Genomic DNA, 14,267 nt, shown 5'->3' on the forward strand with positions numbered 1-14,267 from the left:
TTTTAATTGCTGAAACTATCAAATAATGACAGATACAGGATTTTTTAACTATTAATTAATCAATTATTAGGAAAAAATGTTCCCCTCAAGCGTGGGATAGGGGTTGGGAGTGAGGGCGAAATAAATAATCTGAGTTCGGGATAAATTTTCACCTATGAGTGATGGCGAAAAGGGTAATGGTAAATAGTGTTGGGGTGAATAATTAATCATTAATAACTCCGAACACTCATTACTCATTACTCGTTACTTATTACTTTCTCCAACACCTGCAACCTGAAACCTGACACCTGACACCTACTCTTATCCGATATTCTTAAACCGAACTGAGGTTTGATTATACTTGAGCAACTTCTTCTTCTGTGGAGAAAGTAGCACTACCAGTTAATTTTTCGTAAGTTTCACGCATTTTCAAACCAACCAAAACTTGGAATAAACCAGTACCATTGTTAGAACCGGGATAGTCTTTATGTTTTAACAGTAATTCTGTCATTTCACCGTAGTACTTAGTACCCGTTCTGCTTAAATGACTTTCAACATAAATAATTTCTTCAAGATTATCAAATTGACCATCAATCTCTAAAATAGAAACTTCATTACCCATGTAGTTATCAGGACCATAATACATTTTCAATCCCGGATAAGCACAGGTTAATTTACGTCCACAGGGGCGCCAATCAATGGTTGAACCTTCATCGAATAAATAAGTAGGCTCGAAGTGTTCAATACCTTCTTTTTCGATTAAACGTACTCGTAAAATCTTACCTTCTTTATCTTCAATCAATTGAGTTGGTAACACCTGAATAACGATGTCTGCATATTGTTTTTGAGGTTCAATATAGGCAGTAAAATCTGGTTTTCTAGCGTTAATAGAAGCCAAAACATCTTCATAAGTATGACCTCTTTCAGCCATATCACGCTGAATTTTCCATTGGATTTTAACTTCTTCACTGATGTCTAAATATACACCGAAGTCAACCAAATTTCTGACTCTCTCATCATAGAAAGGATGTAAACCTTCAATTACAATTACCTTGTTAGGTTCAATTCTCTCAGGAGGATCAATTTCTCCAGTTTCATGATTATAAATAGGTTTATCAATAGCTTGACCATTTTTCAAAGCGGCAATTTGTTCTGCCATAAGATCAAAGTTATTCGCTTTAGGATCAAGAGCAGTAACACCTGCTTCTTTTCTTCCTTTACGATCTAAACTATGGTAGTCGTCAAGACAGATAACGGTCATAAATTCTTTTCCGAATAAATCTTCTAAACGACGTAAAAAAGTGGATTTACCGCAACCAGAGTCACCAGCAACTCCGATAATAACTACTCTATCTTGAGTCATATTTTCCTCTTATATGTGAAACTAATTTTACTTATATCAGTAATCTTGCTATTGTTTGTTATCTTATCAGTCAACTGCACACCTTACCATAGTTAATTAATTTAATTCCTGTTTTCGACAACCCATAATCAGTAATAAACTGGCAGTTTTAAGCTGATTGATGTCCATGGCTACCCTGACTGCTTATGAAGAGGGGGTGCAGGGTGCACCCGGAAATGAGAAATGAGGAATAAGTATATTATTAACGATTCTCCGTAATTTTGTCAATAAGTAGGATGTTCGGAGTTCGGGGGTTGGGGGTGAGGGCAAGATAATTTTGCCCTGACTTTGAAAAAACCCTGTCTCCCTCTCCCCCTATATCCCGCTCTTTTTTCTTTCTCGAAAATGAAACAGCCCTGCTGCCTCGAATCGTTTACGACATTGCGGATTCATCTAAGGGTAAAACCCCACGATTATTTAATACTTCTTGCAATTGTTCTTCATCATCTTTACTCAGAGAAGTACGAAGAATCTTGCCACCATATTTACTTACTTCATCCAAAACCTTATCTGGAGTCACTTTTTTAATCAAGATAAATAATGCCGAGGTATCGGGTTGTAAGGTTTCCCCTAATTCGCGCATAAATTCATCATCCACACCAATGTCACTCAACGCACCACTGATCGCACCTGTTGCCGCGCCTACTGCCGCACCAAATAAAGGTACTAAGAATAATGTTCCAATTAATAAACCCCAAAAACCACCACTGGTTGCCCCTGCGGCGGTTAAATTAATGGCTTGTTTGAGTTTGACTTTTCCTTTTGCATTTTTAACTACTACTGCCGCATCTTCTAATTCGATTAGATGCTCTCTTTGCAGTTTTGCGAGGGTTAGTCTTACTTCTTCTGCCTTGAATATATCATCATAGGCGATCGCAATTAAATGACTCATAATATTTTTTTATGTGAGTATAGTTTGGACTAAATTTAATGTAGCAATTATTACTATGGTTGGAGCGAAAATTTTTGGAAAGATTTACATTTGTGGTTGTAAATTAGTCTTTAATTCACGGGCTTTATAAAAAGTTTCTAAGCTATGAGTATCCCCCACAAAGCGCCAATGCCAAGGCTCATAACTAATTCCTTGCAAATTGTCTTCTGGAAAAGATAACTCAAAGCTATATTTCGCCGCATTAGCCTCTAACCAACGAAAAGCGGCTGTTTGTTCAAAATTAGTATTGAGATTCGTTGCTGGAGCATTTCCATCTCCAATATCTACCGCATAACCCGTATGATGTTCACTATAACCCGGGGGAGCACTTACCTCTGCACGTTTTGAGGTTTCCTGCTTTCTTTGTTCTTTGATATTAAAGAATAGATATTCTTGATCATCAATGGTTCTGAATCCTGAAATAGCTACTAGAGTAATACCCTCTCTTCTCGCATCAGATTGCATTTCTAAAAACTTCTCTGCGGCTTTTGTTCTCAACTTGATTCTACCATCGGCTGTAACGGGTTTTAACTCACTCATAGGAGCTTGTTCGTAGCCTAAATGTCCTAAGATGTTTTCTGGTATTTCAACCGTATCTGACGAAGGAGGATTGTTTTCGGTAGTGGGGATATTGTCTGAGACTGTTTCCGAGGCGGTTACTGACGGAGTATCTTGTTGCTGAGATTGAGATGATAGAGTTTGAGAAAATAACCAAAAAAGAGACATAGTTATGATTGCACTTCCCAAAGCCAAGAAAATACTAAATGGGAAAGGCTTATTTTGAGGTGTAGTATTAACTTTTCTTTGGGCAACGGGTATCTCATCCATAAAAGACACTGAGGGTTATTTGTTGATAATTTTTAATTTTACATCATTATGATATATCAGTTTTAGCATTAATTGTTAGCATCATATATTATTTTAAATTAATCTCATTTTTAATTTTTTTGATATATTTAAGTTTATACTAAAGTTAGTAAAAATATTGAGAAAATTACCATAAATTATGAATTATAATGTAGAAAATTCTGTACTAGAAAGATATGAGTTAGGAGCGAAAGAACATCAACCTAGTTTATGCTGTCCTACGGAGTATGATCAATCTTATTTAGCTGTTATTCCTGAAGAAATTATCAAAAAAGATTATGGATGTGGCGATCCTACTCGTTATGTTAATTTAGGAGAAACTGTCTTAGATTTGGGTTCAGGAGCGGGAAAAAATTGTTATATTCTAGCTCAGAAAGTAGGAAAAAATGGACAGGTGATCGGAGTAGATTTTAATGATGAGATGTTAAATTTAGCTCAAAAATATCAATCAGAAATAGCAAATAAAATTGGTTATAATAATACTGCTTTTGTAAAAGGAAAAATTCAAGATTTACAGTTGCCTTTAAGTAAGGTAGAATCTTATTTGAACCTTAATCCTATTCAGAATTTATCACACTTAAGAAACTTTGAAGCAGAGTGCGATCGCCTCCGTCAAGAAGAAACTTTAATTAAAGATAATTCCATTGACGTTGTGATTTCTAACTGTGTTTTAAATTTAGTCAAAACAGCAGATAAAAAACAACTGTTTGCAGAAATATATCGAGTGTTAAAAAAAGGAGGTAGAGCCATTATTTCAGATATAGTTTGTGATGAAGATTTACCATCAGAAATTACTAATGATTCTGAATTATGGAGTGGATGTATTGCTGGTGCTTTTAGAGAAGATTTATTTTTAGAAATGTTTGCAGAAGCAGGATTTTACGGCATCGAAATACTAACAAGACAAGATACCCCTTGGCAAGTAATTGATGGTATTGAATTCCGCTCATTAACCGTAAGAGCCTATAAAGGTAAAGAAGGAGAATGTTTAGAAAGAAATCAAGCAATTATTTATAAAGGTCCTTGGAAAAAAGTTGAAGATGATGATGGAAATACTTTTTATAGAGGAGAAAGAATGGCGGTTTGTGATAAAACTTTTCAAATTATGACAAAAGAAAATAGTCCTTATTCTTCATCTATAATAGGAATTAATCCTTTGGAAGAAATCCCTTTAGAAAAGGCAAAAAATTTTAATGAACATAGTCAAATAAAACGTGATCCTAAAATAACAAAGGGAAATTTTTATCAAGAAAATAAGACTACTAATAAAAAACAAAGTTGTTGCTAATATCAAAACTAAAACTTGCTACCATAAGGATTGAAAAACTTTCAACTCCTACAACCTGACCTTATCCGATACTTTTAAACTGAATTGAGGTGAAAATGGTTATATAAGTTTTTTCGTCAAGATTTTGTGGTAAGATTTTAACAAAAGTTAATATTTTTTTATACAAGTACTGATAAGGAGTATAAAACCATGAATCAACCTGAACCAACGAAAACCCCTAATGTGGAAGATCCTAAATTTGGTTTTAATGACTATGCTGAAAAATTGAACGGAAGAGCCGCAATGATTGGTTTTATCATCACTTTAGCTATTGAATATTTTAGTGGACAAGGTTTATTAAGCTGGTTAGGATTAAATTAGTTTAGAATTTAGGAATTAGGAATAAAGCTAAGGTGCATTTATTCAATTCAGATCTTGCATCTAGCTAAAAATAGACTGGTAAAGGTAGTAAACAAAGAATTGTAAGAAAAATTGATAAAAAATGTATTTGAAATCAATTTAACGTTGATATCAATTATAAATACTATTGCCTTTCTCCCCTTAAAAGGAGAGATACAGAGGAGTTTTTCTTATTGCCTACCTTAACCGATAAATAGACATCTGATAGAAATCGGGCTAGAAGTCCGAAATACGTTGCAAGAATCATAATTTTTACCGGAAGTCTTTTTGCCTTTCCTTACTTGTTATTGTAGATCTCGGGTTATTATAGTTGTTAGTTTGTCTTTGGTTAGGGTTGAATTTTATGTCTGAAGTGGAAAAAATTTTGTTAGTAGATGATGAGCCTGGAATAAGAGAGTCTGTACAAGCCTACTTAAGTTGTAATGATGATTGGGATGTGAAAGTAGCTAGTAATGCAAAAGAAGCGTGGGACAAAATACAAGAGGATATTCCTGATTTAATTATTTCTGATATTATGATGCCTGAAGTTGACGGCTTACAGTTTCTTGCTCAGTTACGTCAAGATAGTCGTTATAGTAATGTGCCAGTAGTGTTTTTGACCGCCAAAGGTATGACAAGCGATCGCATCGAAGGATATACGGCGGGATGTGATGCTTATTTACCAAAACCTTTTGATCCTGACGAATTAGAAGCCATTGTGGCTAATTTACTGGCAAAACAACGAAATAGTAAAGATAATAAAGTATCTAGCAATGTGCAGTTGGATGAACTATTAAGAGATGTTAAGGATATTAAAGATCGCTTAGAAGGTAGTGGAAAATTTACAACGGTGGACTCTCCCATCAAAATTGATTTAACTCCCAGAGAGCAAAGCGTGTTAGATTTAGTGGCACAGGGATTAATGAATAAAGAAATCGCCAAAACCTTAGACACCAGTGTCCGTAATGTGGAAAAATATGTTAGTCGTTTGTTTAGTAAAACAGGTACAAATAGTCGTACTGAGTTAGTAAGATTTGCTTTGAAACAAGGATTGACCGAATGATTCCCCTACAACAACAACGGGCGTGGGTTAACATTAATCATCACAACTTAACCCACAATGTGAAAGTGTTAAAACAATGGCTAAATTCAGGTACAAAGCTCATGACAGTTATCAAAGCTGATGCCTATGGTCATGGTGCTGTTAAAGTTGCTCAAACAGTTATCAAAGCTGGAGTTGATGCAGTTGCGATCGCAACTTTGCTTGAAGGAATTGAGTTAAGACAAGCAGGAATAGAAGCCCCCATTTTGATTTTAGGGGCAATTAACACCGCCGATGAAGTCAAAGAAATTGTTAAACATAATCTTGAAGCCACTTTATGCAGTCCACATCAAGCACAGGTTTTCGCTGATACTTTGCAGAGTTTAAACTATGTTTTACCAGTGCATCTGAAATTAGATACAGGAATGTCAAGATTAGGTACTCATTGGCATAATGCGGTGGATTTTGTCAAATATGTACAGCAATTTCCTCAATTACAACTCAAAAGCGTTTATTCTCATCTTGCCACCGCCGATGAAGAAGACACAACGGTGATGAAACTACAACAATCTCGTTTTGAAGAAGCCATTTTCGCCCTCAAAAGTGCAAATATTTCCATTCCCTGCCTACATTTAGCCAATTCTGCCGGAACTTTGTGCGATCGCAGTTTACATTATGATTTAGTCAGAGTTGGATTAGCCTTATATGGATTATATCCCGCCCCCCATTTACGTCATACAGTGCCATTAAAACCAGTTTTAGAGGTAAAAGCTCGAATTACTCAAATTAAAACTATTCCCGCTCATACAGGAGTTAGCTACGGACATACTTTTAGATGCGATCGCCCCCTGAAAATTGCCGTTGTTGGTATCGGTTACGCCGATGGAATTCCCCGTCTATTGTCCAATAAAATGAACGTGATTGTGCAAGGTAAACTAGCCCCTCAAATAGGTAATATTACCATGGATCAATTAATGATAGATGTTACAGCATTTCCTGATTTAGAAGTGGGGGAAATAGTCACATTACTAGGCGAAGAAGGAGAAATAGTCATAAGTGCTGATGATTGGGCAAACGCCATTGGTACAATTTCATGGGAAATTCTCTGTAGTTTCAAACACCGTCTTCCTCGTATTAATCTGTATGAAGCATAAAGGCTAAGACAAAGGTGTCAGCTTTCAAGTGTCAGAAGCCAGAAGTTTTTTAGTATCAACTATTCACTATTCACTAATTACTCTTTAGGAGATAATTAATAATTGGTAAATTAAAAACATATATTGATTTTAATATAAGGAATAAAAATAAATGACTTTAGCTGAATTAATCGATAAAGGTGGGGTTGCCATCTGGCCTTTATTATTTCTCTCGATTTTAGCTCTGGGAACAATTATAGAGCGTATTTGGTTTTGGTCAAAAGTCTTAATTAAAGAAGAGTTGATTCTTAACAGCATTATGGATGCGGCAATGACTAATTGGGGAAAAGCAGGGGAAATCGCCTCCCGTTATCGTAATCATCCTTTAGGCAAATTTTTAAATACCCCTCTACAGTTGGACAATCCTGATCCAGACGTATTTCATTTAGCCCTAGAAACAGGGGCAGATGATGAATTGGCTTTAATGCGTAAAGGGGACAAAATTTTAGAAGGTGTTATTGCCCTTGCTCCTTTATTAGGATTATTAGGTACTGTATTAGGCTTGATTCGCTCTCTAGGTTCAATTTCTGTCAGTGATTTGGGTACAGCTTCCACTACTGGAGTAACACTAGGTATTGGCGAATCTTTAATTTCCACTGCCATGGGGTTAATTGTGGCTATTATTAGTGTAGTTTTCTACCGCTTATTTCAAGCATTCTGGTTTAACCAAGTACGTATTTTTCGCAAAGCGGGTAGTGATTTAGAGGTTATTTACCGTCAAAGATGGCATCAAACTCATCCTAATTCGGAATTTATCAGTTAAATGTAACTTTCTTATTTGAAATTACTATAAAAACTCCTAACTCCTGTACGGGCGAATGGCCATTCGCCCCTAACTAACTCCTAACCCCGAACTCATTTCCCCAATCTCTCGAATGAGCTCAAAATTATATGGGAAAACGTTTCATGGATTTTGCTGCTTCTTTCGCCGTTTGAATTAAACTAAAATCTAAGCTAGGCACTTGAGGTATCTGTACTAACACATCCACAGTGCGCCTTAAAACTCGAACGATGTCTCCTTCATCAAGGGTTGTATTGTTACAAATTTCTTCCCAACTAGCCCCTAAACACCATGCTTCGGCTAGTCCGATTAAATCTCTTTCTAACCATACGGGCATAGAAATATCTCGTCTTGTTTGTGCCTGATATAATTTACGACGGATTTCCCATAATTCTGATTCTGGACTATAGCTTACATCGTCCATTTTTTGAACTCCTAAAGCGTCTAATACTTCTGGGGATGGTTGATAACTTACCCATGTATCAGAGCGTAATGATTCTGTGGTTAAAGCTGTGATAACTCCTGCAAGGTGATGGGGTGTCAAATAGTCTAAGCGATGGGATGTTAAAGCTAATCCTAGCCATAATTCATTTTCTCCCCTAATGGTGGCGGCGGCGATTCCTAAAGGTGTGGGTTGATAGCCTTCTAATGCGCCAAATTCTCTCAATATTTCGATTAAAGCTAGGAATTCTTGCCAATAATAGGAACTATTTGCCTTATAGCGTTGATATTGACTTTGAATTCTGCTTAATTCTTGTTTGAGTTGTTGTCGTTTACGATTATTTTTGACAATTTGATTGATGTTATCTATTTTATCTAAAGGATGAGATGCGATCGCAGCTTCTACTTCTTCGATACGTTGAATTTGATAAATAATTTCTTCGCTTTTATCGACACTTTCTTGGGCATATTCGGCAATTAGTTGAGAAACCGTTAAAGATTGCTCATCACCGGAATTAATCATCCCTGCTCTAATTTCCGGAGTTTCTGGGAGATATAATTTTTCAATCAAAGAATCAGGTATTCTACCACTGTTAATATCCACCACGTCAGTGAAAGAAGCGAGATACCAGTTATTATCTTTCCCTAAACAAAGCAAAAATCTTTGATTACCATTAACTACATAGTTAACAAAAACTCCTTGAGTTTCATAGGCATTTTTCTTATGATGACGACTTAAATCAAGAATGCTACCAATTTTTAAATCTTCTAATTGGGGAAGAATCGATTTCTGTTTTTGTTGTAACCAATTTCTCTCAAATAATTTGAGTACTTTTTTTTCTTGCTTTCTTCTTTCCTTTAATTTTTCATAAGCCGCAATCTCTTTACTATTAAATTCCGCTAAACTTATGTCTAATCTAGTTATTTCTGTCGTATAAGATGCGATCGCATCTTCTTGGGGAGATAACTGAATTTCCGCCAAATACTCCGCAAAACTAAGCTCTAATAACTCCTTTGCTTCCTCAATCGAATGTTTCTGCAATAAATTCAAAACCATGCCATAACTAGGAGTAAACTGACTGCGTAAGGGTTCAGGAGTTGCTTTTGCCAATTTAGAAGCCACTAAAGCTCCCTCAAAAGGAGTTTGAACTGTCACCACATACCCCACCTTATCCATGCCCCTTCTACCCGCCCTCCCAGCGATTTGTAGGAACTCAGAAGGAGTTAACAAACGGTGTCCATCATCACTACGTTTTTTCAACGCAGAAATAACCGTTGTTCTCGCAGGCATATTAATACCCGCCGCCAAAGTTGCTGTAGCAAAAACAATTTTAACTAATCCCAATTCAAATAATCTTTCAACTAGCTCCTTCCAAGCAGGTAAAATTCCAGCATGATGAGAAGCAATCCCTCTTGTTAAAGGTTCTATTTGATTAGTTCTAGCTACCTCACTATGTTCTGCTAAAAATCTTAGTAAACGCTCCTTAAAAATTGGCTTATCAATTAAATAATCAACTAATGCCTCTCCTGCTTCTTTTTCATTAGCAATAAAGTCAATAATTTTGTTATAAGCAATTTCATGCTCTTTTTTGGCAAATTCAATAATTTTAGCCTGTAGTTCTAAATTTTCTATCATGAGAAAATAAAGCAAATAAAGTAATATTTTTCTACTTTCTTCTACCGTAACTAAATTCAGATAACTAAGAGATTCTACTGCTTGATCACAACCCCTACGACTAAAAATTATATAGATAGCGGGGAGCATATTATTATTACTTAATTGTTGCACAATAGTTTTAATACTAGGGCAATCTCTTTGACTAAATCTACCTCTTTTATTCGTAGCTAATAACCTTTTTAATTGGGAATTTAACTTAAGATTTTGAGAATTTTTTTCACTGAAAAGAGGAAATAAACCCCTACTATGACTAAAATAAAACTTAAGAGGTACAGGACGAAAATCCGAATTTACTAAGACACACTCACTAACTTTTCCCTGTTGTAAATTCGCTTTACGCACGCTATTTATCCATCGACATAAATCTTCAGGATTACCAATAGTTGCTGACAATGCTACTAATTGAATATGAGAAGGGCAGTAAATAATTGATTCTTCCCACACAGTCCCCCTAGACATATCACTGATATAATGACACTCATCTAAAACCACTGTTTGTACGTCTTGTACAGAAGTCCCAACCTCTCCAATAGGGGTACTATAGAGCATATTACGAAAAATTTCCGTGGTCATAATAACCACTGGTGCATTAGGATTAATAATGGTGTCCCCAGTAATTAAACCAATTTCGGCATAAACTCCCAAATTTTCTAGCCAAGTCTGTCCAAATTTATCCTGAAAATCTCTAAATTTTTGATTAGAAAGGGCTTTTAAAGGAGTCGTATAAAAAACTCTTTTACCATTAGTTAAAGCTCGATAAATAGCATATTCTCCTATCATGGTTTTTCCTGAACCCGTAGGGGCAGTGACAACAACAGACTTATTTTCGTCTAAATAGCTAATAGCTTCCTGTTGAAATTCATCCAATTGATAAGGGAAAATAGTATTAAAATCGAGTTTAATTGAGTTCATATTAGAGTTGATAAAAAGAAGAAATAAAGTGATTATTTTAAAATTTCAATAAATATAACTTTTCCCTTTCTGCCTTTTCAGGTAAAAGTAGATAATGATTAATAAATTTTGGGTATGAGAAAAGCAAGAAGAGCGATTAGTGACGGGCAGTTAGGGTATTAACAGATCAGATAAAATTAATTAGTAATTAATGATTAGTTATGGGCAATTAAACAATTCCTTTATGGACGATTAACTATTCATTCTCCATTCTTAATTTTTAACTGATAATTAATAATTCTAGCGGATTTTTTCGGTTAAGTTACCGATCAATTACTGGTTATTGTTATGATTGAGTAATTCTGTAAAACTAAGTGATCAAAATTTGCGATGACAAATTGGCTCGAACATAGTGTACAAATAGAAGTAAACGCCCCTATTGACTTGGTTTGGAGTTTATGGTCTGATTTAGAACAGATGCCCCAATGGATGAAATGGATTGATTCTGTTCATATTTTAGCTGATGATCCTGACTTGTCTCGTTGGCGATTAGCTAGTGGTGGGTTTGAATTTAGTTGGTTATCTCGCATCGTCAAATTAGAGAAAAATCAAATTATTCAATGGGAATCCGTTGATGGTTTGCCTAATCGTGGGGCCGTACGTTTTTACGATCGCCATTCTAATAGTATTGTTCGTTTGACGGTGGCTTATGCCATACCCGGTATCATCGGCAAATTAATGGATAATCTTTTTCTGGGGCAAGTAGTAGAATCTACCTTGAAGGCAGACTTAGAAAGATTTAAGAATTATATCGAGACAAAGAAAAGTGAATTATAATTTTTGTTATCTTAGGTGAAGACATATAAATTCGTTTCATCAGTCCAAGATAATGATTATGAAAATTGGTCTAAATCTCAAATTTTTCAATGGTTTTGGCAGTTTACTAGGGGGAATGGCTATACGATTAGTCAAGTTCTTCCCTGTATATGTTATTATCTTCATCGCCTACGGAGACAAATTTTTGCCTTCCCCTTTAAACCAATGGAGTTACAACACCAGAACTACAATTAATAGTGTCCTCGTGGGTTCTTTTAATGAGGATGTTTTACAAAATAATAAATATAACAATAAAAAGAGCGATGAAATAATTAAACAGATAGAAAACAAGTAAGAAAAATAAGGATTTCTCTTACTGACTAGAGGTAATTCCTTTTTCTTCTAAGATGCGAATAAAATATTCCTCCAAGGAGTCACGGCTTAGATTCATGGAGATTAACTCTGCACAGATACTTTTAACATAATGGATAAACTCTTCTTGATTACCTGTTAATTCTCCCGATATAAAATTATTTTCCTGTTTGATGTGAGTTAACCATTGATTCCAGTCATTGTTATTTTCTCCTTGTTTAAGGACAACATGATAGCTCTTTTTCGTGCCTAAAATTTCGTCTAAAGAACCGACTTTCAGTAATTCCCCTCTTGCTAAGATGGCGATGCGATCGCATATTTTTTCCACATCAGATAAAACATGGGAGTTGAAAAAAATAGTTTTACCTTGTTCTTTTAAAGAGAGTATAATTTGCCTAACCTGATAACGTCCTAAAGGATCTAAACCAGACATTGGCTCATCAAAAAAGACTATTTCAGGATCATTAATTAAGGCTTGAGCCATACCTACCCTTTGCATCATTCCTTTAGAATACTGTCTTAATTGTTTTTTCTGGGCTGTTTGCTTGGCTAATCCTACCAAATCCAATAATTGTAAAATTTTCTGCTTTTGTTGCGATTTAGGAATTTTAAATAAATCAGCGATAAAACTAAGAAATTCCCACGCAGTTAGAAAATCGTAATAGTAAGCATTTTCTGGAAGATAACCTAATCTTTGCTTTACCTGTCTATCTCCAAGGGGTTTACCCAACAATAATGCCTTACCTGAAGTTGGTCGAATAATCCCTAAAAGAGTTTTTAAAAGAGTTGTTTTTCCCGCCCCATTAGGACCTAATAAACCGAAGGTTTCTCCCTTATAAACCTTGAGAGTACAATCGTTGAGAGAAGGTACTTTCTTATTCATCCAAAAACCTGTTACATATACCTTACTTAATTTATAGGTTTCAACCACGGCAAGGCTTCGTGTGTCATTATTTTCCGATAGGTTTGCAGTAGCAATCATTGTTATCTCTATCTCAATAACTAAAAATACTTAAAATAGTCTAAGGGAAACTGTTACGCAATTTAATTATAATCAGATTTGCGCCTGATTTTGATATTCTTTTCATTACTAACTGACGTTACGCACTTATTGATGTGTTAAGTTAAGGGAGGTTTCAGGTTTCAGGTTTCAGGTTTCAGGAAATAATAAAAATGATTGAACTAAAAAGTTATCGAGATTTAACGGTTTGGCAAAAATCAATGGATTTGGTAGTAATATGTTATCAATTAACTTCTCTATTTCCCAAAACAGAAATTTATGGTTTAAGTAGTCAAATACAAAGAGCCGCAGTTTCAATTCCTGCCAACATCGCAGAAGGAAAAGGGAGAAATCATTTGGGTGATTATATTCGTCATCTTTCTATGGCAAATGGCTCACTCAAAGAATTAGAAACTCATTTGATGATTGTAGGACGATTAGGCTATCTTAACCTGAGTTCGGGATAAATTTTCATCTATGAATGATGGAGAAAAAGGCAAAGGGCAAGGAGAAAATTTAAAAGGACAATGGGCGAAGGTAAATAGTGTTGGGGTGTTGGGGTGTTGGGGTGAATAGTTGATAGTTGATAATTACTCGTTACTCATTACTCACTACTCCCCTAAACCTGACACCTGCAACCTGCAACCTGCAACCTGCAACCGTCAAACCTGACACCTGATACCTCAAAACAACAACTAATTATCTTTTTGCGTAACATCAGTTACTAAGATGGTGAAAATACCTTACCTTTTTAAATCAAGACTGGCTTATGATAAAAGTAGATACTAATAAATATTTCGTTTAATTATGGAAAATAACGATTGGTTAAAACAAATATTAATGATAGGTGTTGGTACTACATCCCTAGCCGCCGAAAAAATCAAAGAGGTAAGTGAGCAATGGGTTAAAGAAGGAAAAATCAATCCCGATCAAGCGAAAAATATGGTTGATGACATCATGAAACAGATTCAATCGGATCAAGGTAACTTACAAGCCCAAATGGAAAGACAAATTCGCAATGTATTACAGGATTTAGGAGTGTCTCGTCAGTCGGAAGTAGATGAATTAAGGGGAAGAATCGATCGCCTTGAGCGTCAGGTTAGAGAGTTAGAGAATAAATTATGGCGTTAGCTATTGAAGTTTGCATCTGAGTATTTATTTATCTAGGCACTATAAAATTGAAGCAATCTGAGTAATTTTATCCATTT

Annotated in this window: 14 protein-coding genes; 9 read left to right on the forward strand and 5 right to left on the reverse strand. The window is 35.3% G+C overall.

Going from position 1 to position 14,267, the window contains the following annotated elements:
* Window positions 1-334 precede the first annotated feature (334 nt).
* The 3 genes from CYAN10605_RS07255 to CYAN10605_RS07265 all read right to left on the reverse strand — a co-directional run bounded on the left by CYAN10605_RS07255 (window position 335) and on the right by CYAN10605_RS07265 (window position 3,149).
* The gene (locus tag CYAN10605_RS07255; RefSeq protein ID WP_015219287.1) at window positions 335-1,342 is read right to left on the reverse strand and encodes a phosphoribulokinase; all 1,008 of its coding nucleotides are present in this window, start codon (window positions 1,340-1,342) and stop codon (window positions 335-337) included.
* Between the two features lie 412 nt (window positions 1,343-1,754).
* Window positions 1,755-2,273 (reverse strand): DUF1269 domain-containing protein, encoded by a 519-nt coding sequence (locus CYAN10605_RS07260; protein ID WP_015219288.1) that lies wholly within the window; start codon window positions 2,271-2,273, stop codon window positions 1,755-1,757.
* 84 nt (window positions 2,274-2,357) lie between these two features.
* On the reverse strand, window positions 2,358-3,149 hold the full coding sequence (locus tag CYAN10605_RS07265; protein ID WP_502688797.1) for a M15 family metallopeptidase: 792 nt from the start codon (window positions 3,147-3,149) through the stop codon (window positions 2,358-2,360).
* A 169-nt stretch (window positions 3,150-3,318) separates the two neighbouring features.
* Between CYAN10605_RS07265 and CYAN10605_RS07270 the strand changes: the two genes are divergently transcribed.
* The 5 genes from CYAN10605_RS07270 (at window position 3,319) to CYAN10605_RS07290 (ending at window position 7,843) form a co-directional block, all read left to right on the forward strand.
* Window positions 3,319-4,467, forward strand: coding sequence for a DUF8838 domain-containing protein (locus tag CYAN10605_RS07270; protein ID WP_015219290.1), 1,149 nt, complete (start codon window positions 3,319-3,321; stop codon window positions 4,465-4,467).
* Window positions 4,468-4,656: 189 nt separating this feature from the next.
* Complete coding sequence (locus CYAN10605_RS18810; RefSeq protein ID WP_015219291.1) at window positions 4,657-4,827, forward strand: CAB/ELIP/HLIP family chlorophyll-binding protein; 171 nt, start codon at window positions 4,657-4,659, stop codon at window positions 4,825-4,827.
* A 382-nt stretch (window positions 4,828-5,209) separates the two neighbouring features.
* Window positions 5,210-5,908 (forward strand): response regulator transcription factor, encoded by a 699-nt coding sequence (locus CYAN10605_RS07280; protein ID WP_015219292.1) that lies wholly within the window; start codon window positions 5,210-5,212, stop codon window positions 5,906-5,908.
* Window positions 5,905-7,041 (forward strand): alanine racemase, encoded by a 1,137-nt coding sequence (gene alr, locus CYAN10605_RS07285; protein ID WP_015219293.1) that lies wholly within the window; start codon window positions 5,905-5,907, stop codon window positions 7,039-7,041. Before CYAN10605_RS07280 ends, alr begins: the two co-directional genes overlap by 4 nt.
* Window positions 7,042-7,192: 151 nt before the next feature.
* Complete coding sequence (locus tag CYAN10605_RS07290; RefSeq protein WP_015219294.1) at window positions 7,193-7,843, forward strand: MotA/TolQ/ExbB proton channel family protein; 651 nt, start codon at window positions 7,193-7,195, stop codon at window positions 7,841-7,843.
* A gap of 124 nt (window positions 7,844-7,967) precedes the next feature.
* Here CYAN10605_RS07290 and CYAN10605_RS07295 read toward each other — a convergent pair whose 3' ends face one another.
* The gene (locus tag CYAN10605_RS07295; RefSeq protein WP_015219295.1) at window positions 7,968-10,892 is read right to left on the reverse strand and encodes a DEAD/DEAH box helicase; all 2,925 of its coding nucleotides are present in this window, start codon (window positions 10,890-10,892) and stop codon (window positions 7,968-7,970) included.
* 369 nt (window positions 10,893-11,261) lie between these two features.
* On the opposite strand from CYAN10605_RS07295, the gene CYAN10605_RS07300 reads away from it, so the two are divergent.
* Both CYAN10605_RS07300 and CYAN10605_RS07305 read left to right on the forward strand, forming a co-directional pair.
* Entirely contained in the window at window positions 11,262-11,708 is a 447-nt protein-coding gene (locus CYAN10605_RS07300; RefSeq protein WP_015219296.1) for an SRPBCC family protein, read from the forward strand.
* 58 nt (window positions 11,709-11,766) lie between these two features.
* Window positions 11,767-12,042, forward strand: coding sequence for a hypothetical protein (locus CYAN10605_RS07305; RefSeq protein WP_015219297.1), 276 nt, complete (start codon window positions 11,767-11,769; stop codon window positions 12,040-12,042).
* Window positions 12,043-12,060: 18 nt separating this feature from the next.
* On the opposite strand, the gene CYAN10605_RS07310 is transcribed toward CYAN10605_RS07305, so the two are convergent.
* Entirely contained in the window at window positions 12,061-13,041 is a 981-nt protein-coding gene (locus tag CYAN10605_RS07310; RefSeq protein WP_015219298.1) for an ABC transporter ATP-binding protein, read from the reverse strand.
* Window positions 13,042-13,232: 191 nt separating this feature from the next.
* Between CYAN10605_RS07310 and CYAN10605_RS07315 the strand changes: the two genes are divergently transcribed.
* A complete protein-coding gene (locus tag CYAN10605_RS07315; protein ID WP_015219299.1) occupies window positions 13,233-13,526 on the forward strand; it encodes a four helix bundle protein in 294 nt (97 codons plus the stop codon).
* A 340-nt stretch (window positions 13,527-13,866) separates the two neighbouring features.
* A complete protein-coding gene (locus CYAN10605_RS07320) occupies window positions 13,867-14,190 on the forward strand; it encodes a phasin family protein (RefSeq protein ID WP_015219300.1) in 324 nt (107 codons plus the stop codon).
* Window positions 14,191-14,267: the final 77 nt, after the last annotated feature.

Origin of the sequence: Cyanobacterium aponinum PCC 10605, assembly GCF_000317675.1 — a bacterium.
GTDB lineage: Bacteria > Cyanobacteriota > Cyanobacteriia > Cyanobacteriales > Cyanobacteriaceae > PCC-10605.

Excerpts from the sequence above, each read along its gene's own strand:
- CYAN10605_RS07255 (WP_015219287.1), bottom strand. The coding sequence starts at position 1,342 with ATGACTCAAGATAGAGTAGTTATTATCGGAGTTGCTGGTGACTCTGGT.
- CYAN10605_RS07260 (WP_015219288.1), bottom strand. The coding sequence starts at position 2,273 with ATGAGTCATTTAATTGCGATCGCCTATGATGATATATTCAAGGCAGAA.
- CYAN10605_RS07270 (WP_015219290.1), top strand. The coding sequence starts at position 3,319 with ATGAATTATAATGTAGAAAATTCTGTACTAGAAAGATATGAGTTAGGA.
- CYAN10605_RS18810 (WP_015219291.1), top strand. The coding sequence starts at position 4,657 with ATGAATCAACCTGAACCAACGAAAACCCCTAATGTGGAAGATCCTAAA.
- CYAN10605_RS07280 (WP_015219292.1), top strand. The coding sequence starts at position 5,210 with ATGTCTGAAGTGGAAAAAATTTTGTTAGTAGATGATGAGCCTGGAATA.
- alr (WP_015219293.1), top strand. The coding sequence starts at position 5,905 with ATGATTCCCCTACAACAACAACGGGCGTGGGTTAACATTAATCATCAC.
- CYAN10605_RS07290 (WP_015219294.1), top strand. The coding sequence starts at position 7,193 with ATGACTTTAGCTGAATTAATCGATAAAGGTGGGGTTGCCATCTGGCCT.
- CYAN10605_RS07295 (WP_015219295.1), bottom strand. The coding sequence starts at position 10,892 with ATGAACTCAATTAAACTCGATTTTAATACTATTTTCCCTTATCAATTG.
- CYAN10605_RS07300 (WP_015219296.1), top strand. The coding sequence starts at position 11,262 with ATGACAAATTGGCTCGAACATAGTGTACAAATAGAAGTAAACGCCCCT.
- CYAN10605_RS07305 (WP_015219297.1), top strand. The coding sequence starts at position 11,767 with ATGAAAATTGGTCTAAATCTCAAATTTTTCAATGGTTTTGGCAGTTTA.
- CYAN10605_RS07310 (WP_015219298.1), bottom strand. The coding sequence starts at position 13,041 with ATGATTGCTACTGCAAACCTATCGGAAAATAATGACACACGAAGCCTT.
- CYAN10605_RS07315 (WP_015219299.1), top strand. The coding sequence starts at position 13,233 with ATGATTGAACTAAAAAGTTATCGAGATTTAACGGTTTGGCAAAAATCA.
- CYAN10605_RS07320 (WP_015219300.1), top strand. The coding sequence starts at position 13,867 with ATGGAAAATAACGATTGGTTAAAACAAATATTAATGATAGGTGTTGGT.